Origin of the sequence: Nocardioides sp. CCNWLW239, assembly GCF_037137035.1 — a bacterium.
Classification (GTDB): Bacteria; Actinomycetota; Actinomycetes; order Propionibacteriales; family Nocardioidaceae; genus Nocardioides.
The window spans coordinates 484212-507357 of sequence record NZ_JBBBNW010000002.1; the positions used below are offsets into that span (position 1 = coordinate 484212).

20 protein-coding genes are annotated in these 23146 nt (G+C 70.6%); 12 read left to right on the forward strand and 8 right to left on the reverse strand.

What is annotated here, in order from left to right; genetic code table 11:
- The first annotated feature begins 18 nt into the window (after positions 1–18).
- Genes WBG06_RS08275 through WBG06_RS08290 form a run of 4 tightly spaced genes read left to right on the forward strand, consistent with a single transcriptional unit; the run spans position 19 to position 4355 of the window.
- On the forward strand, positions 19–516 hold the full coding sequence (locus tag WBG06_RS08275; RefSeq protein WP_336736113.1) for a hypothetical protein: 498 nt from the start codon (positions 19–21) through the stop codon (positions 514–516).
- The gene (locus WBG06_RS08280) at positions 513–2375 is read left to right on the forward strand and encodes a hypothetical protein (RefSeq protein WP_336736114.1); all 1863 of its coding nucleotides are present in this window, start codon (positions 513–515) and stop codon (positions 2373–2375) included. The genes WBG06_RS08275 and WBG06_RS08280 overlap by 4 nt, the downstream gene beginning before the upstream one ends.
- Complete coding sequence (locus WBG06_RS08285; RefSeq protein ID WP_336736115.1) at positions 2368–2994, forward strand: hypothetical protein; 627 nt, start codon at positions 2368–2370, stop codon at positions 2992–2994. Before WBG06_RS08280 ends, WBG06_RS08285 begins: the two co-directional genes overlap by 8 nt.
- A gap of 2 nt (positions 2995–2996) precedes the next feature.
- The gene (locus WBG06_RS08290; protein ID WP_336736116.1) at positions 2997–4355 is read left to right on the forward strand and encodes an AMP-binding protein; all 1359 of its coding nucleotides are present in this window, start codon (positions 2997–2999) and stop codon (positions 4353–4355) included.
- Between the two features lie 9 nt (positions 4356–4364).
- On the opposite strand, the gene pdxH is transcribed toward WBG06_RS08290, so the two are convergent.
- The gene (pdxH, locus tag WBG06_RS08295) at positions 4365–5012 is read right to left on the reverse strand and encodes a pyridoxamine 5'-phosphate oxidase (RefSeq protein WP_336736117.1); all 648 of its coding nucleotides are present in this window, start codon (positions 5010–5012) and stop codon (positions 4365–4367) included.
- Positions 5013–5080: 68 nt separating this feature from the next.
- Between pdxH and WBG06_RS08300 the strand changes: the two genes are divergently transcribed.
- On the forward strand, positions 5081–6184 hold the full coding sequence (locus tag WBG06_RS08300) for a citrate synthase 2 (RefSeq protein WP_442945416.1): 1104 nt from the start codon (positions 5081–5083) through the stop codon (positions 6182–6184).
- Between the two features lie 51 nt (positions 6185–6235).
- On the opposite strand, the gene WBG06_RS08305 is transcribed toward WBG06_RS08300, so the two are convergent.
- Positions 6236–6724: a GNAT family N-acetyltransferase gene (locus WBG06_RS08305; protein ID WP_336736119.1), complete on the reverse strand. Its 489-nt coding sequence runs from the start codon at positions 6722–6724 to the stop codon at positions 6236–6238.
- A gap of 101 nt (positions 6725–6825) precedes the next feature.
- Positions 6826–8493, reverse strand: coding sequence for an alpha/beta hydrolase (locus WBG06_RS08310; protein WP_336736120.1), 1668 nt, complete (start codon positions 8491–8493; stop codon positions 6826–6828).
- A gap of 134 nt (positions 8494–8627) precedes the next feature.
- Here WBG06_RS08310 and serC point away from each other — a divergent pair, with 134 nt between their 5' ends.
- The gene (gene serC / locus WBG06_RS08315; protein ID WP_336736121.1) at positions 8628–9743 is read left to right on the forward strand and encodes a phosphoserine transaminase; all 1116 of its coding nucleotides are present in this window, start codon (positions 8628–8630) and stop codon (positions 9741–9743) included.
- Positions 9744–9759: 16 nt separating this feature from the next.
- On the opposite strand, the gene WBG06_RS08320 is transcribed toward serC, so the two are convergent.
- On the reverse strand, positions 9760–10725 hold the full coding sequence (locus WBG06_RS08320) for a hypothetical protein (RefSeq protein WP_336736122.1): 966 nt from the start codon (positions 10723–10725) through the stop codon (positions 9760–9762).
- Entirely contained in the window at positions 10722–11933 is a 1212-nt protein-coding gene (locus WBG06_RS08325) for a class I SAM-dependent methyltransferase (RefSeq protein ID WP_336736123.1), read from the reverse strand. Before WBG06_RS08325 ends, WBG06_RS08320 begins: the two co-directional genes overlap by 4 nt.
- A gap of 230 nt (positions 11934–12163) precedes the next feature.
- On the opposite strand from WBG06_RS08325, the gene WBG06_RS08330 reads away from it, so the two are divergent.
- Complete coding sequence (locus WBG06_RS08330; protein ID WP_336736124.1) at positions 12164–12535, forward strand: DUF4267 domain-containing protein; 372 nt, start codon at positions 12164–12166, stop codon at positions 12533–12535.
- Between the two features lie 27 nt (positions 12536–12562).
- On the opposite strand, the gene WBG06_RS08335 is transcribed toward WBG06_RS08330, so the two are convergent.
- Entirely contained in the window at positions 12563–15364 is a 2802-nt protein-coding gene (locus WBG06_RS08335; RefSeq protein WP_336736125.1) for an FAD-binding and (Fe-S)-binding domain-containing protein, read from the reverse strand.
- A gap of 152 nt (positions 15365–15516) precedes the next feature.
- Here WBG06_RS08335 and WBG06_RS08340 point away from each other — a divergent pair, with 152 nt between their 5' ends.
- Positions 15517–16875 (forward strand): MFS transporter, encoded by a 1359-nt coding sequence (locus WBG06_RS08340; RefSeq protein ID WP_336736126.1) that lies wholly within the window; start codon positions 15517–15519, stop codon positions 16873–16875.
- A gap of 17 nt (positions 16876–16892) precedes the next feature.
- Complete coding sequence (locus tag WBG06_RS08345; protein ID WP_336736127.1) at positions 16893–17852, forward strand: ornithine cyclodeaminase family protein; 960 nt, start codon at positions 16893–16895, stop codon at positions 17850–17852.
- A 152-nt stretch (positions 17853–18004) separates the two neighbouring features.
- On the opposite strand, the gene WBG06_RS08350 is transcribed toward WBG06_RS08345, so the two are convergent.
- The gene (locus WBG06_RS08350) at positions 18005–18949 is read right to left on the reverse strand and encodes an NUDIX domain-containing protein (RefSeq protein WP_336736128.1); all 945 of its coding nucleotides are present in this window, start codon (positions 18947–18949) and stop codon (positions 18005–18007) included.
- Positions 18949–20181 (reverse strand): geranylgeranyl reductase family protein, encoded by a 1233-nt coding sequence (locus WBG06_RS08355; protein ID WP_336736129.1) that lies wholly within the window; start codon positions 20179–20181, stop codon positions 18949–18951. Before WBG06_RS08355 ends, WBG06_RS08350 begins: the two co-directional genes overlap by 1 nt.
- Before the next feature lie 124 nt (positions 20182–20305).
- On the opposite strand from WBG06_RS08355, the gene WBG06_RS08360 reads away from it, so the two are divergent.
- From WBG06_RS08360 to WBG06_RS08370, 3 genes are read left to right on the forward strand one after another with little or no spacing between them, the layout of a single operon-like run.
- Positions 20306–21364: a FecCD family ABC transporter permease gene (locus WBG06_RS08360; RefSeq protein WP_336736130.1), complete on the forward strand. Its 1059-nt coding sequence runs from the start codon at positions 20306–20308 to the stop codon at positions 21362–21364.
- Positions 21365–21422: 58 nt separating this feature from the next.
- On the forward strand, positions 21423–22391 hold the full coding sequence (locus WBG06_RS08365; RefSeq protein WP_336736131.1) for an ABC transporter substrate-binding protein: 969 nt from the start codon (positions 21423–21425) through the stop codon (positions 22389–22391).
- Positions 22388–23140, forward strand: a complete 753-nt coding sequence (locus WBG06_RS08370; protein WP_336736132.1) for an ABC transporter ATP-binding protein — start codon at positions 22388–22390, stop codon at positions 23138–23140. The genes WBG06_RS08365 and WBG06_RS08370 overlap by 4 nt, the downstream gene beginning before the upstream one ends.
- The last annotated feature ends 6 nt before the right edge of the window (positions 23141–23146 follow it).

Consider the following 23146-nt stretch of genomic DNA (forward strand, 5'->3'; position numbering starts at 1 on the left):
TTGTCGACGGGTAACTCGGTGAACGATCCGGCGCTCGTCCAGGATATCGCCGCGGTCGCCGCCTGGCGGGCCGGCGTCATCGGGCTGCGCACGGACGCGCTCCGCGCAGTCTCCGAACTCTCTGATGCCGGTCTGGCGGACGCGGTCGGCGCGACGCTCGGGATGCCGGGCAGCGACGTGGCCGGATTCGTCGAGAGGCAACGTACGGACCGGTTCTTCTGGCCGGCCTGGCACAACCTCGGCCGTGCCTATCTCCTGGCGCGGATCGGCGGGTTCGCCGGTCTCGGCGGGCCCTGGCTGGCCCATCCCGGCGACGTCATCGCGGCGGGCGAGGGGCGCTGGCTGGTCGAGGTCGGCGACGAGCTGTGGCAGGTCGACGCCGATCTGTTCGGGCACTCGGTCTCGCCGGCCGGTGCCGAGCCGGAGAGCTCCGGCGATCCGGTCGAGACCGCCGGTGTCCGGGTGGTCAGCGTGCCGACGTCCTACCTGCTCGAGGTCGTTCGGGAGGCCGGGTGAGGGCGCCCGACGCGGCCGAGCGCGAGGCCTGGGAGGAGGCCCTGGACCTGTGGGGTGTGGACCTTCACGACCCGGTCGTGCACACCCGTTCCGACCAAGGCAGCTTCGCGTGGTTCGGGTTCCCGCCGGAGGTCAACATCGACCCCGGCGAGCTCGCCCGCCATGGCGGCGAAGGGCATCTGACCAGCGTCTTCGCGCACGAGATCGGCCACCACGTGCTCGCTCCCAGCACCCGGGTCGACTCGCTGAAGATCCGCCAGCAGATGGCGCGGGTGATCGACCTCTACGACCGCCACCACCGTCTCGACCTGGCCGCCGCGAGCGGATTCTGCGCCAACCTGTGGTCCGACATGATCATCAACGACCGGGTGATGCAGCTGCAGCGCGCCCGGATCGGGTCCGACGAGACCCCCGACATGGTGCTGCTGACCCGGGCCCTCGCGGCACCGACGCTGACCAAGGGTCCGCGCGGCGCCGAGGACAACGAGCTGTGGTGGGTGGTGCAGCGCGCCTACGAGCTGCTCTGGCGGTTGCCCGAGGGCGACCTCGCCTGGCCTGAGCCGCCGACGCGGTGGAAGACGGAATACACGCGCCAGCTCAGCAACGCTCGGCGCCGCGTCAAGGAGGGGCGACGGCTGACCTCACCCGCGGCGAGACGACACGAGGAGGCACAGCGCAAGCGGGAGGTCGTCGAGCTCGAGTACGACCCGCGCGCGAGCCTCGACCCTGCCCACGATGCGACGACCGTGGCCGACGTGGTGCGGACGCTCGCCGCTGATCCGGTCAGCGGGGCGGTGCCGTGGGCGATGGTGATGGCGCCCTATCTGCTGCTGGGCTTCACAGGCAGCGGGTGCCACGAGGACTCGCCCGGTGCGCCCACCGCCGCCGAGCTGGCCGACGCCATCGGCGACCCGCGCCTGCAGACGCCGCTGGTCCATCCCGAGGACGCCGGGGTGACCCTCGCGGACGGCACCGGGGTGGCCGCCGCTGATGGCAGCGGGCAGGCGCTCGGCCTGGCTCGGACGCTGGACCTGCTGGCCGGCGCTGATCCCGACGCGGTGATGGCAGCCTGGTACGAGGCCGAGGCGCGTCCGCACGTCGCACCGCTGGTGCAGCGCGGGCTCGCTCCTGCCGGGCCTGCGATCCCGGGGCCGCTGGACGAGTGGGAGCTCGGCCACGACCTGGCCGACCTGGACTGGCCGGCGACGCTGACCACGGGAGCGGCATTCGTCCCCGGGGTGTCCACCCGACGGCGTACGTTCATCCCCGACGAGCCCGAGCCGGACCACGAGCCCGTGCTGCTGGATCTCTATCTCGACTCCTCCGGGTCGATGACGCAGCCGCAACGAGGCTCGGCAGCGATCATCGCCGGCACGATCCTGTCGTTGTCGGTGCTACGGGGCGGCGGACGGGTGCGGGTCACCTCGTGGAGCTCGGCCGGCCAGGTCGCCGGCGAGAGCGTCTACACCCGCGACCGGGTCGAGATCATGCGCCAGCTGACCACCTTCTTCGGCGGCGGCACCACCTTTCCCCTGGACCTGCTGCGCGCCCGCTACCCCGGATCCCGACGGCCGACGGACGGGCAGCGCCACCTCGTCGTCCTCTCCGACGCCGGGCTCGACACGTTCCTGGGACGCGGCCAGGAGGAGTACGCCGATGTGGCCGCCGCCGTGCGGCGCGTGATCGACACCGGGTCGCTGATGATCATCGGGCGCTGGCGCGGACAGGCGCGCGACCAGGCCGAGCGGCTCGGCTACGAGATCGCCGAGATACCGGACGTGGCACAGGCGCCGGCCGCGTGCGCGGCGCTCGCCGCACGGATCGCCTCCTACGCCCCGGAAGGAGCACACCGTGGTTGACGAAGACCTCTACCTGGCCTGGCTCGACGAAGAGCTCAGCCTCGACGACGCCTGGCGTGGGCTGGCACCCGGGCCGTCGGTCGACGAGCTGATGGCCAGGATCTCGACCACGCCGTCGTGGTTCCTCGACGACGCCGTGGACGTCGTGGCACTCGCCGGTGACGTGCTCGACACCTCCGACGGTCGGCTCCTCGCGGCGGCCCGTCGGGTCTCCGCGACGGGCAAGGAGGCAGCGCGTCAAGGAGCCGGTGTCGTGCTGTGGCTGATCGCCTCGCAGGAGCTCGCCGGGGCGTTCTCGGCCACGCTGCGCGAGGACCGGCTCGACCGCGCGCTGGTGACGATGTCGATGCGCCTGGCGGCGGTGGTCGAGCCGTCGCGGTGGGTCGGGGAGTCCGAGCGTCGCGAGGAAGCGGCTCGCACCTTTCTGCTGTGGAACGGGCAGCTGCCGGGCCGCGAGGACGAGCGCAACGCCCGTGCGCTGATGTCTCGGCTCGACTCCGCAGCCCGCGCCGAGGCGCTGGAGCGTGCCCGACGTGACCGCGAGCACCGCTCGGCGATCCGGCGGCGCCTGGAAGAGGCCCGCGCGCGTGAGGCCGCCAGCCGCTACAGCCCGGAGTGATCATGCGCGAGACCTCGCTTGACCTGGCCGAATACACGCCGATGGCCTCGGCCGCCCTCACCGACGCCGAGCGCTGGCCAGGGCTGTCGGACACCGGAGCCGCGCGGTTGGCCGCGGCGAACGGCCATCCCGCGGCGCCGGTCTGGCGCCACCGGGTCGGCCACCGGCTGAGTCCCGCCGAACAGGAGGCTGCGCGCACGCAGCTCCCGGCCACGGGCTGGCTGGAGCAGCACCTGGCCGTGGCGCGGTCACTGCCTGCGTACCGTCGTCATCGGGGGACGCTCGAGACGCTCAGCGACTTTCCGCTGATCACCCGACAGCACCTCGTCGACGACATCGGCGGGTTCGTGCCGCTGGACGCCGACTACGAGCGGATGCTGCACGGCACCTCGTCCGGGAGCACCGGCGCAGCGCTGGTGATGCCCGACGACCCCGACGAGCTGGCCCGCGGTTTCCACTGGCTGCGTGACATCGTCGCCGGCCTCACCGGCGAGTGGTCGCCGGACCCGTCCCGGTTCGCCGTGGTGCAGGTCGTGTGGCAGCGCCAGGCGTTCACGTACGTCTCGGTCGCGCCCGGCTTCGGCGAGAGCCTGGTCGCGCGGGTCAACCTGCATCCCGGCGAGTGGGCGCCGGAGGACCAGCGGGCGTTCCTGCGGGACGCCGACCCACAGGTCATCTCCGGCCACCCCACGTCGCTCGAGCATCTCCTCGACCTCCGCGACGTCGTACGCCCGATCGCGATCATCTCCTCGGCGATGGCGTTGAGCGCGACCCTGCGCGCGGACCTGGAGCGCACCTTCGACTGCCCGGTGATCGACGTCTACGGGCTGCACGAGACCCGTCCGGTGGCGGTCAGCACCGACGGTGGTCCGTTCGTCGTCGCCGACCGGCGGGTGCACGTCGAGATCGTCGGTCCCGACGGCGTGGCGGTCCCCGAGGGCGAGATCGGCGAGATCGTCGTCACCGCAGGTGAGAACGTCTTCCTGCCGCTGGTCCGCTACCGCACCGGCGACACCGGCCGCCTGGTTCGCGTCGACGGACGGCTCGCCATCGATGCGCTCGAAGGACGCGAGGCCACCGTCTTCATCACCCCGGCCGGCGCCTCGGTCCCCTCCGTCGACCTCACCCAGCACCTCCAGGACGCCGGCGCACGCGGCTGGTCGGTCGAGCAGGCCGCGGACGGCAGCGTCGTCGCCACCATCGCCGGTGGCGACGCCGGCGTGGTCGCCGCGCGCCTCGGCGCCATGCTCGCCCGCGACGTCACCGTCCGTCGCGTCGACACCCTCGCCGGCCTGGGCGAGGGCAAGCCCCGTCGCTACCGGTCGGCTGTCCCCCGAGGCGGCGTCACGCCTCGCGGGTGACCCGATCCGTCACGGGGCGAGCCGCTCCGTACGCCAGCTGCCGCCCTCACGTCGATAGACGAGCCGGTCGTGCATCCGCCCCGGCCGCCCCTGCCAGAACTCGACGGCCCCCGGCTCGACCCGGTAGCCGCCCCACTCCTCGGGCACCGGGACCGGCCGGCCATCGAACTGCGCCTCGACCCGCTCGTACGCCGCCGCCAGCTCCTCGCGCCCGGAGACGACCCGGCTCTGGTGGGACGCGTGGGCGCCGAGCTGGGAGCCGCGCGGACGCTGCGAGAAGTAGGCCCCGACGTCCTCACGGGTGAGCTCGTGGGCGACGCCGTCGATGCGTACCTGACGCTCCAACGGGTGCCACGGGAAGAGCACCGCGCAGCGCGGGTTGTGGGCGAGGTCGGAGCCCTTGCGGGAGGCGGTGTTGGTGAAGAACGTGAAGCCTTCGGTCGAGAAACCCTTCAGCAGCACGGTCCGCGAGGACGGCGCGCCGGCCGAGGAGACAGTCGAGACGACCATCGCGTTGGGCTCGACGATGCCCGCGTCCCGGGCCTCGGCGTACCACCTCTCGAACATCGCGAACGGGTCGGCAGCGAGGTCGTCCTCGTGCAGCCCGCTGCGGGTGTAGTTCTCTCGTGCTGCCGCCAGCTCAGCCGCCAGATCCATGCCGTCGAGCCTATCTTCTGCGTGCGTGGGGCAGAATGCGGAGGACACCAGGAGAATGGGAGAAGGCAGTGAGCCAGGTACAGCACGGTCTCGAGGGCGTCGTGGCCTTCGAGACCCAGATCGCGGAGCCCGACAAAGAGGGTTCGGCCCTCCGTTACCGCGGGGTCGACATCGAAGACATCGTCGGGCGGGTGCCCTTCGAGAACGTCTGGGGTCTGCTGATCGACGGTTCGTACGGTCCGGGCCTCCCGCCCGCCGAGGCCTACAACCTGCCGGTGCACACCGGTGACGTGCGTGTCGACGTCCAGGCCGCCATCCCCATGCTGGCCCCCGCCTTCGGGTTCGGCCAGACCTACGACATCTCCGACGAGCAGGCCCGCGAGGACCTCGCCCGCGTCGCCGTCATGGTGCTGTCGTACGCCGGGCAGTCGGCCCGCTCGATCCACCTGCCGGTCGTGCCGCAGCGCGAGGTCGACAAGGGCAACACCCTCGCCGAGAAGTTCCTGATCCGCTGGCGGGGCGAGGCCGACCCCGCCCACGCGCACGCGATCGACGCTTATTGGTCCTCGGCCGCCGAGCACGGCATGAACGCCTCCACCTTCACCGCCCGGGTGATCACCTCCACCGGTGCCGATGTCGCGGCCGCGTTCTCCGGCGCGATCGGCGCGATGAGCGGGCCGCTGCACGGCGGCGCTCCGAGCCGCGTGCTCGGCATGATCGAGGACGTCGAGAAGACCGGTGACGCCTCGGCGTACGTCAAGGGCCTGCTCGACTCCGGCGAGCGGCTGATGGGCTTCGGCCACCGCGTCTACCGCGCCGAGGACCCCCGTGCGCGCGTGCTCCGCCGCACCGCCCGCGAGCTGAACGCGCCCCGCTACGAGGTCGCCGAGGCCCTGGAGAAGGCCGCGCTCGAGGAGCTGCGCGCCCGCCGCCCCGACCGGGTCCTGGAGACCAACGTCGAGTTCTGGGCCGCCATCGTCCTCGACTTCGCCCAGATCCCGGCCAACATGTTCACCTCGATGTTCACCTGCGCCCGCACCGGCGGCTGGTCGGCCCACATCCTCGAGCAGAAGAAGACCGGCCGGCTCATCAGGCCCTCTGCCGTCTACACCGGGCCTGCCGCCCGTCCCGCCGACGCGGTCGAGGGCTGGAACGCCGACTGGGGGAAGTAGCAGAGTTGTGAAGCTGAGAGTGACCAATAGATCACTCTCAGCTTCACAACCTCATCGGACGACGCCGTCGAGCCGCTTCGCCATGCAGACCACGAGGTCCTCGTCCTTGTAGTAGCCGAACGGCTCGACATCGACGTAGCCCATGGCGGTGTAGAGGCCGATGGCCTCGTGCTGGTGATCGCCGGTGGTGAGGACCAGAGCCTCGAACCCGGCGTCACGGGCGGAGGCCTCGACGTGGGCGAGCATCAGCTTGGCGAGCCCTCGCCGCTGGGCCTCGGGGACGACGTACATGCGCTTGATCTCGGCGGTCACCGTCGTCCCGAGCGCGGGCTCGCCGGAGCGGCGCCAGGCGCCGGAGGCGACCGGTACGTCGTCGAGGTAGGCCAGGAAGTAGGCGCCTGCGGGGCTCTCGAACATGTCCGGCGTGGTCGGGTCGGTGTCGGGCTCGCCGTAGCGCTCGACATAGAACTCCTGGACCCGGTCCACCAGCTTCTGTGCGTCCGGGTGGTCGTAGGCGACCCGGCGAATCTCAACGCTCACCGGGACATTCTGAGGCGTCTCCCGACGACGGCAAATCGGCCGGTGGCAAGGAGCGACGAGGCCGCGACCCGGGCAGGGTCGCGGCCTCGCTCTGGTGCAGATCAGCGACTGACGAGCTGAGCGTCGACCAGCTGCGTACGCAACGAGCCGAGGCGACTGGCTGCGCCGGCCGCCTTCTGCGAATCCGCGGCCGCACCGGCGCCCTCGACGGGGGTCGGCTCGGGCGTCGGCACCGGGTCACACTTCACGTCCGAACGGTTGTTGCCCGGCTTCCGCTGCGGCAGCTCGCCGGTGAGCAGGTAGTCGGCGATCCGATCGTCGGTGCAGGCGACGCCCGAGAGCGAGCCGGAGTGAGTGGTGCCCCCGACGCCCTCGATCAGCGCCGAGCGGGGGAACCGCTTGCGGACCTCGATCGCACCCGCCCACGGTGTCGCGGCGTCATAGGTCTCCTCGATCATCAGGATGCCCGGCGCCTTGCGGCCGTCGACCTTCACCGGCGTGCCCGCCGGTGCCGGCCAGGTGAGGCAAGGGGCGTTGTACCAGGTGTTGTTCCAGGTCAGGAACGGCTTGGTCGCGGCCAGCTTGTAGGCGTCGTGCCGCTGCTTGCGCCAGCTCGGCCACTGGACGTCGGTGCACTGCACGGACAGATAGGACGCGAAGCCGTTGTCGGCGCCGGGGCCGGTCGGGTTGCCGTACCACTCCTTCGCCGGACCCAGGTCACCACCGGCGGCCGCGGCCAGGATGTGCGCGAAGGAGTCCCAGTCGTAGACGTAGTAGGCCGCGCTGACGAAGACGTCGTTCCAGTCCGCCGCGCCGAAGTTCTCCTCGGGGTCATCGGTGAGCTGCTCGAGGATGTCGTAGTAGATCGCGCGAACCTTCCGGCCATCGGTTCCCAGACCGTAGGCGTCGTCGTTCTCCGCGACCCAGTTGAAGAAGGTGTCGATGTTGGCGTCGAACTGCCGCTCCTGGTTGAGGTTGGCCTCGTACCAGACGTTCCGGGGGTCGACGACGCCGTCGAAGACGAAGCGGCGAACCCGCTCGGGGTGGAGCGTGGCGTAGACCTGGCCGAGATAGGTGCCGTAGGAGAACCCGTAGAAGTTGATCTTCCGCTCGCCGAGCGCCTTGCGCAGCGACTCCATGTCGGCGACGGTGTCCGTCGTGCGGTTGTTCCGGAGGAACTCGGGCTGTGCTCGACCGCAGTCAGCGGCGTACGCGGCGGCCTTGCTCAACCAGAACCTCTCCGTGGCGGGCCCCTCAGGCACATAGGCCGGACGGCCGGGCGCTGCGTAGTCGCCGTCGCAGCTCAGCTGCGGGGTGCTGCGTCCGACGCCACGCGGGTCGAATCCGATCCAGTCGTAGGGGTCGCCGCCCTGCTTCGGGACGAACTGACCGAGGCGCGCCAGGCCGAGACCGGAGCCACCGGGGCCGCCGGGGTTGACCAGCATCGCGCCCTGGGCGTCGGCATCGGAGGTCTTGTGCGCGACCTTGGAGACCGCGAGCTGGATCTTGGTCCCCTTCGGACGGCTGTAGTCCAACGGGACGGTCAGCATCCCGCAGACGGCACCGGCCCGCTGCAACGACGCTGTCGGGCACTCGCCCCACTCGATCGGCGGTGGCGTGTAGTCGGCCCCGAGACTCGACTGGCCGGCGTGGGCTGCCTGCTGGGCCGTGGGCGTCGTCCGCGCCGTCGCGCTCGGTGCGCTGACGACTCCGATGCCCGCGCTGATCGCCGCCGCGGCCGCGATCAGTGTCAGTGATGTCCGCTTCATATCCTCCCCTTATAGGTCGCCAGATGCGATGCAGTCACTCAACACGAGCACGTGCCACCAGGGGAAGACCTACGCGGAATCTCAGGAGTCACGCCGGTCGCCCGGTCCTGCCCAAGGCTTGCGAGAATAGGGGCATGACGCTGCAGATCCCCGCCGACCTCCTGCCCGCCGACGGACGTTTCGGGTCCGGGCCGTCCAAGGTTCCTGCGGGTCGCCTGGAGGCGCTTGCCGCGACCGGGGTGTCGGTGATGGGGACGTCGCATCGCCAGCAGCCGGTGAAGGATCTCGTACGCCGCGTCCAGTCCGGGCTCGCCGACCTCTTCTCGCTGCCGGAGGGCTATGAGGTCGTCATCGGCAACGGTGGCTCGGTGGCGTTCTTCGATCTGGCGACGTACGCCCTGGTGCGCGAGCGCAGCCAGCACGCCGTCTTCGGGGCGTTCGGAGAGAAGTTCCTGAAGGCGGCGAAGGCGGCGCCGTGGCTGGCCGACCCAGCAGTGATCTCCGCCGAGCCGGGAGATCTGGCGGTGCCGGCGCACGACGCCGAGGTCGATGTTTACGCGTGGACACATAACGAGACCTCGACGGGGGTCATGGCTCCGGTCGTACGCCCGGCCGGGGCGGCCCCGGACCAGCTCACCGTCGTCGATGCGACCTCGGCCGCCGGCGGACTGCCGCTCGACGTGACCCAGAGCGACGTCTACTACTTCGCACCGCAGAAGTCGTTCGCCTCCGACGGCGGCCTGTGGCTGGCGCTGCTCTCCCCCGCCGCGATCGCGCGTGCCGAGGAGATCGCGGCGAGCGGCCGGCACATCCCCTCGTTCTTCTCGCTGACCGAGGCGATCAAGCAGTCACGCAGCGGCCAGACCGTCAACACCCCGGCCGTCGCGACGCTCTTCCTGATGGCCGAGCAGCTCGACTGGATGAACACCTCCGGTGGCCTGGACGCAATGGTCGCCCGCACGACGGCATCCTCGGACGCGCTGTACGCGTGGGCCGAGAAGGCCTCGTACGTTCGCCCGTTCGTCGACGACCCCGCCCATCGCTCCCTGGTCGTCGGCACCGTCGAGCTCGACGCCGGCATCGACAAGAACGTCCTCCGGTCGGTGCTCGCGGAGAACGGCATCGTCGACCTCGACGCCTACCGGGGTGTCGGCACCAACCAGCTCCGCATCGCGATGTACCCGAGCGTCGACGCCGCCGACATCGAGTCGCTCACCGCCTGCATCGACTGGGTGGTCGAGCGCCTCTGACGCAGCCCGGCCGTCGTCAGGTGCGTTTGCGGAAGAGGAAGTACGCGGCGACAGCCAGGATCACCAGCGCGGCCGGGCCTACGGCTCCGCCGGTGTCGCTGTCACCGCCGTCGGTGCTGTCGGTGCTGTCGTCCGCTTTCGGATCGGTCTCATCGGCGTGCGGGTCGGGGGACGGTGGTGGGTCCTCGCCGAGCACGTCGCTGATCAGGCCGGGGTCGACTCGGATCACCTCGGCACGGATGCCCTCGCTGGTCACGACGACCTCGCCCGACCTGGTGACCCCGATGGCCTCGCCCTGCTCCTGGTCGGGGGTCCGGAACGAACCGACCCGGTCCATCGAGGGCCAGTCGTAGATCGTGGCGGAGTAGTAGCCACGCACGACGACGTGCTTGCCGTCGGGGAAGAACGCGCCATCGGTCGCCATCGGGATGACCGGGGCGATCTCCTTCAGCCGGTTGGGGCCGTCGGGGTCCAGGTGCTTCGGCACGGCGTACAGGCTTCCGCCTCCCCAGTCCTTCGTGGCAACGTAGACCCGCCCTTCGGGGTCGGCCAGCAGGGACTCGGCGTTGTGCGGTCCGTCGGGGTAGACGAGCTCGTAGACGGTCGGCGAGACCGTGCGCTCACCTCGCCCGACCCGGACCTTCGCGATCCTGATCGAGTCCCAGACGCTGTTGTTGTCGCCGATGTCGCCGACCCAGACGTGGCTGCGACCCGCGGGCGCGAGCCCTTCGACGTCGACCGGATCGGCGGCCCAGTGGGTCACTCCGACCGTGTCACCGCGCGAGTCGACGGTGAAGACGCGTCCGCTGTCGCCGGAGTCGTTGGTCGTGGCGTACAGGCCACTGCCGAGCGGCGTCAGCGCGCTGGCCTCGCTGATCTCCGGGTCGGAGAAGGTGAAGAGCACGTCGTCGCCGGCGGCGTGCGCAGGCACGGACGAGGTCAGCACCAGTCCGAGCGCGACCGCGGCGACGAGCGCCTTCATCGGCTGGAGAGCAGCTCGCCGAGCTTCGGACGTACGCCCCACTCGGCCACGAGCTCGTCGTACTCCTTCTTCACCGAACCGCCCTTGACCGGCGACCCGGTGCGGATCGCGCGGAGCATGGTGTTGCGCGGGGTGTGCTGGCTCTCCACGAACTGCACGACCTCGACACGGTAGCCGGACAGCCGCAACAGGCTCGCGCGCAAGGCGTCGGTCAGGGTGTCGGCGAAGCGCTCGCGGAGGATGCCGTGGCGGGTGAGCATCGAGTAGGGCGCCGGCGTCGGGGCCTTGCGGAGCTGGGCGGCGATGTCGTGGTGGCAGCAGGGCGCGGCCAGGACCAGCGGCGCCTCCCACTCGATCGCACGCGCGAGGGCGTCGTCGGTGGCGGTGTCGCAGGCGTGCAGGGCGAGAACCACGTCGGGCTTCTCGGCAAGCTGCACGCCCTCGATCGTCCCTGCCACGAACTCTGCGTGCACTCCGAGCTCAGCGGCGATCTTCGAGTTGTGCTCCCGCGACTGCTCCTTGACGTCGACGCCGGTGACGACGACGGGCAACTCGCGGACCTCGGTGAGGTAACGCTGAGCGGCGAAGGTCAGGTAACCGTTGCCGGCACCCAGGTCGATGATCCGCAGCGGCTCCTCCGCGGTCGGTCGCCGGACCTTCCCCGACTTCATCGCGTCGGTCAGGGCAGCGTCGAGCTGGCGGAGGAACTCCTCGACCTGACGGTACTTCGCCTGGCGCGACGGCTTCAGCTTGCCGTCCTTGTCCGAGAGTCCGAGCACCCGGAAGACCGGGTCCGACTCAGGGAGCAGCCGCTCTTTCGCCTGGTCATGGCCGCGTTCAGCCTCGACCGGCGCAGTCAGCTCCGTGGTCGAGACGAGCGCGGTCGTCGGCGTCTTCGCCTGGATCTGAGTCTGCTCGGTCGCGGTGGTGACGATCCAGTTGGCGAACGGTTCGTCGAGAAGATCATCCAGTGCCGAACTATCTCCCACGGGATGATTCGCAGTGAACGCTTGAGTGGCGTCGTACGTCGTGATCTGCAGGTGTCGGCCGGCCTTGAGGTCGACATAGCGAAGCTCCGCGCGACGCCACTTCGGCGCGGCACCACGCTGCTTTCCGGACGCGACCGCCTTGACCAGCTGTTCGGGATCGAGGATCACCGATCGCATCCGGTTCAGCGCCCGCAGCAGCGGCTCGGACTCCCTGCTCAATTCAGCACCCCGGCGATGACGACCAACAGCAGAAGGGCGACCAGCGCTCCGGGAATGATCATTCGGCGGTAACGCGGGTTCACCGCTTCAGTCTAGGCGCGGGCAGTTCGGCAACGCCCATCGCCGAAGCCGGCCGACCCGGGCGAGAAATCTAGCAGCGCTAGACACGCTTCGCTCGCATCGCTAGCATTGCTAGAACTTCATGCATCGCTATATCAAGGAGCAACGCAATGCTGCACACCGTCGGAATGGTTCTGATCTGGATCGTCGTTGTGGGGATCATCTACATCGGAACGATGTACCTGCTGCGGAACGAGACCAACGCCGAGGGCTTCGGCCTGCCGGTGCTCCCCGCCGCCGACGCCCGCGCCTGGTGGCAGCTCAAGGGCGTGCGTGACATCACCAGCGGTCTCGTCCTGATCCCGCTGATCTTCGTGCAGCCCGACGCCCTGCCCTGGGTGGTCCTCGTCGAGGCCGTGATCCCGATCGGCGACATGCTCGTCATCCTCGGCAACCGTGGCAGCAAGGCGCGCGCCTTCGGCGTGCACGGTCTCACCGCCGCCGTGATGCTCCTGGCCGTGGCGATGCTCTGGCTGGGTTGATCCTCCAGCCGGGTCGATCCAGCCGCCTCAGACCCGAGAGGCGAACAGCTCAGCCAGGTGCATGGTCGGCACCGAGGCGAGGTCGTCGAGCTGGACGCGACACGACATCCCGTCGGCGAGGATGACCGCATCCGGGTGCGAGCGGACGGCAGGCAGCAGGTGAGTCTCGGCGACCGCGACCGACACCTCGTAGTGCCCCTCCTCGACCCCGAAGTTGCCGGCGAGTCCGCAGCATCCCGAGACCCGGGTGACCTTCGCACCGGCCTGGACCAGCAGCGCTTCGTCGGCCGCCCACCCGAGGACGGCGTGCTGGTGACAGTGTGGCTGGGCGACGACCTCGACGCCGGTCAGGTCGGGCAGGGTCACCCGCCCCTCGCCCACCAACCGCGTCACCAGCTCGGCAAAGGTGAGCATCCCGTCGGCCACGACGGCCGCCTCGGCGAGCTCGGAGAGCTCGACCGAGTCCGAGCGCAGCGTCGCGGTGCACGACGGCTCCAGCCCGACGACGGGGACGCCGGAGGCGACATAAGGAGCCAGCGTACGAACGGTCTTCTCCATGATCGCCCGAGCGTCGTCGAGCTGGCCGGTGGTGATCCAGGTGAGCCCGCAGCAGGCCTTCTCGCCGATCACCCGCACCGTCAGCCCCTGCGACTCCAGCCATGCGATCGCCCCGTGGCCCGACTGGGCGAAGAAGTGGTCGGTGAACGAGTCGGCCCAGATCCACACGTCCGGGGTCTCGGCGCCGATCCGGGCGACCGGCGCGGACCGCTTCAGTGTCTTCGGCGCGAAGGCCGGGATCGAGCGCCGCTGGTCGATGCCCGCGGTCTTCTTGGCGATCTTCGCCAGCGGGCCGATCTTCAGCGACGCGTTGGCCACCTGGGTGAAGGGCGCCGCGAGCCGCGCCCACTTCGGCAGCTGACCGAGGAGCGCGTGCGACCGCGGGCGCCGCTCCCCGAGGACGTCGTGCTTCTGGTGCAGCGCCTCGGACTTGTACGTCGCCATGTCGATCCCGGTCGGACAGTCGGACGCACACCCCTTGCAGGCCAGGCACAGGTCGAGAGCCTCGGCGACCTCGGGGGCGCCGAGCCCGTCGACGAGCGATCCGTCGAGCGCCTCCTGCAGCACCCGCGCACGCCCACGGGTCGCGTCCTTCTCCTCGCGGGTCGCGAGGTAGGACGGGCACATGACTCCCGCGGTCGCCGGGGCCACACACTTGCCGACGCCGGTGCAGCGGTGCACCGCGGCACCGAGGTCGCCGGAGTCATGGATCAGCCTCAGGCCGGTCCGAGGAAGGGCTCGTGGCCGCACCGGACGCAGATCGTCGGTGATCGACGCGGGCCGGACGATGTTGCCGGGGTTGAGCAGATCGGACGGGTCACAGATGGCCTTGACCTGCGAGAACAGATCGATCGAGGTCGCGTCGTACATGAGCGGCAGCAGCTCCGAGCGCACCCGCCCGTCGCCGTGCTCACCCGAGAGCGACCCGCCGTAGGTGACCAGCCGGGTCGCACACGCCGTCATGAACTCGCGGAACACCTGTGCCGACTCGGGCGAGTCGACCGCGAACGGGAAGTCGATGCGGCAGTGGATGCAGCCGTCGCCGAAGTGGCCGTAGGGATAGCCGTGCAGGCCGAACGACTCCAGGACCTCCTCGAAGTCCCGCAGCCAGGCGCCGAGGTGCTCGGGCGGAACGGCGGCATCCTCCCAGCCCGAGTGGGCAGGTGTCGGCAGCGAGACCCCGGCCAGCCCGGCACCGTCCTCACGGATCCGCCACAGCGCGGCCGCCTCGGCCGGATCGATGACGACTCGCGATTCGAGTGCCCCCGACTCGGCAGCAAGACGTTTCACCAGGTCAGGCGCGTCTTGGCCGGCGACCTCGACCATCAGCCAGCCCGCTCCCCTGGGGAGGTCGGGCACGGGCCGGCCCTTGGAGCGCACCAGGTCGGCGATCCGGGCGTCCATCCCTTCGCACGCGATCAGTCGCCCCGGTGCCACCGCCAACAGCGACGGCACCGCATCGGCGGCATCGGCCATGGTCGGGTAGCCGAGCACCAGCAGCAACCGTCCGGGCGAGTCCTCGACGAGCCGCACCGTCGTCTCCAGGACGGTCGCGAGCGTGCCTTCCGAGCCCGCCAGGAACCGGTCGACGCGGCCGCCCTTCTCCGGAAGCAGGTGCTCGAGCGAGTAGCCCGAGACCTGGCGCCCGAAGCGGCCGAACTCGGTGCGTACGTGCCCCAGATGAGAACCGACGAGCGCTCGGAGACGCTCCGCGGTCTCCCCGGACGAGACCCCGTCCGCGTAGACCGCCTGCTCACCGTTCCCGAACAGGACGGTCAGGGCCTCGATGTTGTCGACGGTGCGGCCGTATCCCAGCGCACGGTTGCCGCACGCGTTGTTGCCGATCATCCCGCCGACGGTGCAGCGGGTGTGCGTGGACGGGTCGGGCCCGAAGCGCAGCCCGTGCGGGGCGGCTGCCCGCTGCAGATCGGCGTGCACGACGCCTGGGTCGATCCGTGCGGTCCGTGCCTCCGGGTCGATCTCGTAGATGGTGCGCAGGTCCCGCGTGTCCACGACGATGCCGGGACCGACGGCGTTGCCGGCGATCGAGGTGCCCGCCCCGCGCATCGTCACCGGCGACCCGGTCGCGCGAGACACCGAGTGGACCGCGAGCAGCTCGTCACGCGACTGGGGCCGCACCACCACCGACGGCACGACGCGATAGAGGCTCGCGTCGCTGGAGTAGAGCGCCCGGGCCAGCGGTGAGTCGTCGACCCGGCTGATCCCCTGGTTGCGCAGCTCGTTCGCCAGATCGGAGGCAGTCGCATTCACCCGGTCATTCTCACAGACCCCGGCGCAGTCCTCGGCCGGCGCCCACGCACGACGCCCACAACTCGAACCCGTCTCAGTGAGCGATATCCGACTCTCATATACTGGGACGGCCCGCGAGAGCGCGGGCACTTCCAGACCCTCGGAGAGAGACCATGTCCGACACCCCCACCCCGGCCAATCCGCGCTCACGCGTGCTCGTCGCCAGTCTCGTCGGGACGACGATCGAGTTCTACGACTTCTACGCGTACGCGACCGCGGCCGTCCTCGTCTTCCCCGCTCTCTTCTTCCCGGCGGGCGACCCGACCACCGCGCTCCTGGCGAGCTTCGCCGTCTTCGGCGCCGCGATGGTCGCCCGACCGATCGGCGCGATCTTCTTCGGCCACCTCGGCGACCGGCTCGGCCGCAAGACGACCCTGGTGATCTCGCTGCTCACCATGGGCATCGCGACCTTCCTGATCGGGGTCCTCCCGACGTACGAGACCGTCGGCTGGGTCGCCACCGCACTGCTCGTGCTGATGCGCCTGGCTCAGGGCTTCGCGCTCGGCGGGGAGTGGAGCGGCGCTGCGCTGGTTGCGACCGAGAACGCGCCCGCGGGCAAGCGCGCCATCTACGGTACGTTCCCGCAGCTCGGCGCGCCGCTCGGCTTCATCCTCTCCAACGGCCTGTTCCTGACCATCGCGGCGCTGCTCTCCGCCGAGGGCGCCGACCCGACCAAGCCCTCCGACGCCTTCCTGGCATGGGGCTGGCGGGTGCCGTTCCTCTTCTCCGCGGTCATGGTCATCGTCGGCCTGTGGGTCCGGCTGCGCCTGGTCGAGAGCGACGTGTTCACCAAGAGCCAGGACGCCGGCCTGGTCCGCAAGGTCCCGCTGGCCTCGGTCGTGCGCAACCAGGGCAAGCAGCTGATCCTCGGCACCTTCTTCATGCTGGCGACGTACGTCCTCTTCTACCTGATGACCGCGTTCTCGCTGTCGTTCGGCACCGCCGCGAAGGACCTCCCGGTCCCCGGCCTGGGCTACGGCTACACGTCCTTCGTGCTGATGCTGATCTTCGGCGTGCTCTTCTTCGGCATCTTCACGATGGTCTCCGGGCCGCTCGCCGAGCGCTTCGGCCGGCGCCGGATGCTGATCGCGGTCACCATCGGGATCATCGTCTTCGGTCTCTCCTGGGTGCCGCTGGTCAACGCCGGCACCCTCGGCGTGCTGCTCTGGCTCGCTCTCGGCTTCACCCTGATGGGCCTCACCTTCGGGCCGATGGGCGCGCTCCTGCCCGAGCTGTTCCCGACGAGCGTTCGCTACACCGGCTCCGGCATCTCCTACAACGTCGCCTCGATCCTCGGCGCCGCGGTCGCGCCGTTCATCGCGGTCGCGCTGTGGAAGCAGGCCGACGGCTCGCCCGTGCTGGTCGGCGTCTACCTCTCCGTGATGGCCGTGATCACCCTGATCGCGCTGCTGATCGGCAAGGAGACCAAGGACGTCGCACTCGAGGAGACCCCGGAGAAGGCGACCGTCTGACGGTCTACCGTGGCGGGGTGACCGTCAGGATCCTCTCCGCCGCAGACGTACGCAGCATCTTCACGCCCCGCCTCGCGCTGGAGTCCCAGCGCGAGGCGTTCACCCGGCTGGGAGCCGGGGAGGCCGTCCAGCCTCCCCGGCTCCTCGTGCCAGGGCCGGACTCGTCGGTCTCGTTCTGCTACTCGTCCCGGATCGCTCCCGATGCCCCGGCGGTGAGCAAGTTCGGCAGCGTCAACCCGGCCAACGCCGCCCGCGGCCTCGGCGCCGTGCACTCGGTCATCACGGTCCTCGACCCATCGACCGGCGCACCACTCGCGATCATCAACGGCGACAGCGTCACCGGCCTGCGCACCTCGGCTGCGACCACGCTCGCCATGGAGCACCTCGCTCCCCAAGCCGGGAGCATCTTGATCATCGGCACGGGTGCCCAGGCCCGCGCCCACCTCGAGGCCTTCACCGTCACCCACCCCGGCGCCGAGCTCGGGGTCCACGGCCGCAACCCTGCTGCCGTCGCCGAGATCGCCGCCGCTCACGGAGCCGTCGCGAAGCCGGACCTGGAGCAGGCCGTACGCAGCGCTGACATCGTGGTCGCCTGCACCTCCTCCCTCACCCCGGTGATCGAGGACACCTGGGTCGCCGACGGCACCACCGTGGCCAGCGTCGGCTCCTTCGCCCCCGACCGCATCGAGCTGCCACCGTCGCTCCTGGCGCGCTCCACGGTGGTGGTCGACCATCGCGCCTCCGCCCTGACCGACTCCGGACCGTTGGTCGCGGCCCTCGCCGAGGGTTCACTCGCCCCCGAGGCGGTCACCGACCTCGGCACCCTCCTCACCGGCGCCCTCTCCCTGACCCGCACCGCGGCGGACGTCGTCACCTACCTCTCCGTAGGCCTAGGTGTCCAGGACGCGGCCGCCGCCGCGATGATCCTCGCCTCCGCCGAGGAGCAAGGAATCGGCACCCAAACCGCCCTCACCTGACGCCGAGCGGTCGAAAATCGGCGTCGAGAAGTCGATTTATGACCTCGACAAGTCGATTTCTCGGTACGTCGCGGCGGATCGGAAATCGACGTGTCGCGCCCAGAAATCGCCCGCTCGGTGCCAGATTCTGACGCCTCGGCGCCAGAATTCGACTACTCGGCGTCAGATTCTGACGCCTCGGCGGCCAGGGCGGCTTCCACCACGTCCAGGAGCGGAAGGCTCGGCAGGTCGGCGCGAGGCACCCAACGTACGTCGTCGGTGGTGCCATCCTGCTCGACCACCCGAGGCTCGGCGCCGTCGACGACGGTCGCGGAGAAGATGAGGTGGACGCCGTGGAACTCCTCGTGGCGGCCGTTGGGAGCGGTGCCGACGATGTTGACGTCGTGTACGTCGAGGAGCTCACCGACCTCGCAGGTGAGGCCGCACTCCTCGGCCACCTCGCGCACGAGCGCCTCGCGCGGATGCTCGCCGAAGTCGAGACCGCCGCCCGGGAGCGTCCACGAACCCGCGTGGTAGCCACGCGACGAGATCCGGGTGAGCAGCACCGCGCCGTCGCTGGGACGGGTGATGAATGCGTAGGCGGCCAGCCGCTGCTTGCGCGTCGGCTTGTGCATGTCGAGGGCGTCGATGACCAGCGGAGACGTCGGGATCTCCCCGCTCGTCACAGCAGTCAGCGGCAGCCAGGCCGCCTCTGCGGTGGAGCCGTCGACCTCCATCGTTTGCGGCGCGGGAGCGTCGTGGGGAACCCAGCCGTCGTAGACGATCCGGATCGCGTGGGAGTTGACCCGCCGTCCCAGCCGCCAGGCCTTGGCCTGGTGGACGGAGTAGACCCGTGCATCGGTGCCGACCTCGACCGGCACCCCGGCCTCCTCGTAGACCTCGCGTACGACCGCGTCGCGCGGGTCCTCGCCATGGTCGATGCCGCCGCCGGGCAGCGTCCACCGCTCCTCCGGGGTGACCTTCTCGGAGAGCCTGCTGAGCAGGATCTCGGGTTCCTTGCCCGCACCGGCACGGATGATGACGGCGTAGGCCCCCACCCGCTGCACCTGCGGAAGCTTGCGTCGCCGCCCGCCGCGGCTGCGATTTCGCGTCGCCATCAGCTGAACGGGGGTCGGGAGTCGAGGGCCAGCGAGCGGCGACCGGCCCAGCGCCACACCGTGGCGGCCCGGTCACGGTCCTCCTCGGTGACCAGGTTGCCCATCCACCGCAGGGCCAGGGTCATCAGCCAGTCCGAGCGCATTCCCGCAGGTCCGAGCGTGGACACCAGCCGCGGACGGGTCGCGATGCCGGCCAGACGGCGGGCGATGGAGAAGGCCTCGCCGTAGTGCTCACGCAGGGTCGCCGGCCATGCCGTGGCCAGGTCCTCGCCGGCGACGATGGCGTCGGCGACCATCCGGCCGGTCTCCAGGCCGTAGTCGATCCCCTCGCCGTTGAGCGGGTTCACGCAGCCGGCAGCATCGCCGATCAGCGCCCAGTTGGCGCCCGCGACGCCCGAGACGGCCCCGCCCATCGGCAGGAGCGCGGACTTCTCCGCCCGCAGCTCGCCGGTGAGCCCGAACTGCTCACGGCACTGCTCGGTGTAGTGGCGCATCAGCGGCTTGATCGCGACGTCCGCGGACCGCTTCGAGGTGGCCAGCGCCCCGGCGCCGATGTTCACCTCGCCGGATCCGAGCGGGAAGATCCAGCCGTACCCGGGCAGCGCCTCACCGGACTCGTCGCGCAGCTCCAGGTGGGAGGAGATCCACTCGTCGTCGGCCTGGTCGGAGGCGATGTAGGCCCGACCGGCGACGCCGTAGACGGTGTCGCGGTGCCACTCCCGGCCCAGCACCTTGCCGAGCGGCGAGCGCACCCCGTCGGCGACGACGACCGACCGGCAGACGACCTCGTGGCCGCCCGCGAAGACGACCGCGGCGATCCGGTCGCCGTCCCATCGCACGTCCACCGCGCGTACGCCGTCGACAGCGGTCGCACCGGACTTGATCGCCACCGTGCGCAGGTGATCGTCGAGCTCGGTGCGCGGCACCGCCGACCCCCACGACGGCAACGTCCCGCCCGGCCACGGCAGGTGCAGCGTCTGCCCGAAGCCGTGCGCCCGCAGCCCCTTCGAGACCGGGTGGGCGCGCAGCCAGTCCTCCAGCCCGAGCCGGACCAGCTCATGGGTCGCGCGCGGGGTCAGCCCGTCACCACAGGTCTTGTCGCGCGGGAAGACAGCGGCGTCGGTCAGCAGGACGTCGACCCCGGCACGCGCCAGCCAGGCCGCCGCGGCCGAGCCCGCAGGCCCTGCCCCCACGACGAGCACGTCAGCTGACTGCGGAAGGGACGACGTCATGCGCATATCTTCCCAGAACGGGCCAGCGGCCCGTTAAAGAACCCTCACCTCCGGCCGGGGCGAGCCACTGCTAGGTTATTGCAAGTTCTTCGCATTAGCCCGGAAGCGACCGGAAGGCCCCCACGTGCACGACCCTCTCGGCGTCCATCGCCGCCGCCGGCGCGCGACCATCTGGCTCCTGGGCCTGCTCGCAGCCGCCGTGGCGACGGTCGTCGTCGCGGTCGGGCTCGGGGCTGCGTACGTCACCCCGGGGACGGTCGCCCAGATCCTCGGTCACCATCTCCTCGGCCTGCCCGAAGGCGGCTGGAAGGCCACCGAGGAGGCGATCGTGTGGAAGGTACGCCTCCCCCGCGTCATCCTCGGTGCCCTGGTCGGCGCGGGTCTCGCGGTCACCGGCATGGCCCTGCAGGCGATGGTCCGCAACATGCTCGCCGACCCCTACCTGCTCGGGATCAACTCCGGCGCCTCCAGCGGCGCAGCGGCGGCGATCCTGTTCGGCGCCGGCGCCGGCCTCGGGGCGTACGCCCTGCCCGGCTCCGCCTTCCTGGGTGCCCTCGCGGCGTCGTTCCTGGTGTTCGCCCTGGCGCGCAGCGGCGGCCGGGTCACCTCGCTGCGGCTGCTGCTCTCCGGGGTCGCGGTCGGCTACCTGCTCTACGGCCTGACCAGCTTCCTGATCTTCGCCTCGGGCTCGGCCGAGGGTGCGCGGTCGGTGATGTTCTGGCTGCTCGGCTCGCTCGGCCTGGCACAGTGGGACGGCCTGCTCGCCGTCGTCGCCGTCGCGGTGCTCGCCACGATCGCTCTGCTGACACTCTCCGGACGCGGACTCGACGCGCTCGCGATCGGCGACGAGACCGCCCACACCCTCGGCATCTCCCCCGACCGCTTCCGCACGCTGCTGCTGGTGCTCGTCGCCCTGACCGTCGGCGTGGTCGTCTCGGCCGCAGGCAGCATCGGCTTCGTCGGCCTGGTCGTTCCGCACCTCGCCCGCCGCGCCGTCGGCTCCGCCCACGCCGTGGCCGTCCCTGCCGCCGCGCTCATGGGCGCGATCCTGCTCGTCTGGGCGGACGTGCTCGCCCGGGTGCTCCTCCAGCCCCAGGAGATCCCGATCGGGATCGTCACCGCGCTCCTGGGCGCCCCGTTCCTCATCGTCCTCATCCGGCGCTTCTCCGCCCGCGACGCCTGACTCCGACCGCCCGACCGCCCGACCGCCTGACCGACCGACCCATCACCAGGAGCCCGACATGATCCGCCCGATGATCGCCACCGCCGCCCTCGTGCTGGCCACGACCACCGCGTGCGGTGCCGACGCCGCCGGGACCGAGGCCGCGAAAGACGGCTTCCCGGTGACCCTCGAGAACTGCGGCGCCGAGGTCACCGTCGACGCCCCACCGGAGCGCGTGGTGATGCTGAAGAGCGCTGCGGTGCCCTACCTGCACGCGCTCGGCGTGATGGACCAGGTCGTGGCCCGGGCCGGTGACTACCCGGCGGACTACTACGACGCCGAGACCCAGGCCGAGCTCGACGACATCCCGCTGCTCACCGACGAGATGGACACCAGCGGTCATCTGCAGATCTCCAAGGAGGTCGTCATCGCCGAGGAACCCGACCTGGTCCTCGGCGAGGTCGACAATCTCTCCCGTGACACCCTCGATGCCGTCGACATCAACCTCCTCGAGGAGCCGGCGATGTGCCCCGAGGGGGTCGACGACCCCGGATTCGATGACGTCTACAGCCAGCTCGAGGCTTACGGCAAGGTCTTCGACAAGCAGGACGAAGCCGCCGAGGCTGCCGCTGACCTGCGCGAACGCGTGACAGAGCTGGAGACGAAGAAGGTCGGCGAGGGACGTACGGCAGCAGTCCTCTACCCCACCGTCGGCGGCGGCGTGACCTATGCCTACGGCACCCGCTCGATGGCCCACCCGCAGCTGGAGGCGGCCGGGTTCGAGGACGTCTTCGCCGACGTGGACGAGCGGGTCTTCGAGGTCTCAACCGAGGATCTGCTCGAGCGCGACCCCGACGTGATCGTCCTGCTCCACAACGCCGGCGACCCGAAGCAGGTCGAGGAGTCGATCACCCAGCTCGCCGGCGCCGAGGACCTGACCGCGGTCAAGAACGGCGATGTGATGGCGCAGCTGTTCAACTTCACCGAGCCTCCCTCGCCCCTCTCGGTCGACGGCCTGGAGCGGATCATCGACAGGTTCGACCGGTGATCGAGGCCGGCGGCCTGTCCTGGACGTACGGCACCACGCCCATCCTCGAGGACGTCGACGTCGACTCCCACGAAGGCCGGGTCCTGGGTCTGATCGGGCCGAACGGGAGCGGCAAGACCACGCTGCTGCGGATGCTCTACGGCGCTCTCCGCGGCAGCGGCACCGTCGAGATCGACGGCGACGACCTCACCGGACTGCCCGCCAAGGAGGTCGCCCGGCGCCTCGCCGTCGTCGTCCAGGAGTCCGGCACAGACACGACGCTGACCGCCGGCGAGATGGTCCTGCTGGGACGTACGCCGCACCTGTCCGCCTTCGCCCGAGCCGGTGAGCACGACCTCGAGATCGCCGCGGAGTGCCTCGAGCGCATCGGCGGCACCCACCTCGGTCCGCGCTCCTTCGCCGCCCTCTCCGGAGGCGAGCGGCAGCGGGTGCTCATCGCCCGGGCACTGGCCCAGGAGGCGACCCACCTGCTCCTCGACGAGCCGACCAACCACCTCGACATCCGCTACCAGCACGAGATCCTCTCGCTGGTGCGGAAGCTGGGGACGACGGCGATCGTCGTGCTCCACGACCTCAACCTGGCGGCCCGCTACTGCGACGACCTGGTGCTGCTCGACCGGCGTCGTGTCGCCGCGCGCGGCACCGTCGACGAGGTGCTCCGGCCCGAGATCCTGGAGCCGGTCTACGGCATCGGCATCGAGCGACTCGAGCTGCGCGAGGAGATCCACCTCCTCTTCCGCCCGATCTGACCGGCG

Bases quoted from the DNA above. Each gene is read 5' to 3' on its own strand.
- WBG06_RS08340 (WP_336736126.1), top strand. From the start codon at position 15,517: ATGTCCGACACCCCCACCCCGGCCAATCCGCGCTCACGCGTGCTCGTC.
- WBG06_RS08365 (WP_336736131.1), top strand. From the start codon at position 21,423: ATGATCCGCCCGATGATCGCCACCGCCGCCCTCGTGCTGGCCACGACC.
- WBG06_RS08310 (WP_336736120.1), bottom strand. From the start codon at position 8,493: ATGAAGCGGACATCACTGACACTGATCGCGGCCGCGGCGGCGATCAGC.
- pdxH (WP_336736117.1), bottom strand. From the start codon at position 5,012: ATGGATCTGGCGGCTGAGCTGGCGGCAGCACGAGAGAACTACACCCGC.
- WBG06_RS08330 (WP_336736124.1), top strand. From the start codon at position 12,164: ATGCTGCACACCGTCGGAATGGTTCTGATCTGGATCGTCGTTGTGGGG.
- WBG06_RS08355 (WP_336736129.1), bottom strand. From the start codon at position 20,181: ATGACGTCGTCCCTTCCGCAGTCAGCTGACGTGCTCGTCGTGGGGGCA.
- WBG06_RS08290 (WP_336736116.1), top strand. From the start codon at position 2,997: ATGCGCGAGACCTCGCTTGACCTGGCCGAATACACGCCGATGGCCTCG.
- WBG06_RS08320 (WP_336736122.1), bottom strand. From the start codon at position 10,725: ATGAAGGCGCTCGTCGCCGCGGTCGCGCTCGGACTGGTGCTGACCTCG.
- serC (WP_336736121.1), top strand. From the start codon at position 8,628: ATGACGCTGCAGATCCCCGCCGACCTCCTGCCCGCCGACGGACGTTTC.
- WBG06_RS08350 (WP_336736128.1), bottom strand. From the start codon at position 18,949: ATGGCGACGCGAAATCGCAGCCGCGGCGGGCGGCGACGCAAGCTTCCG.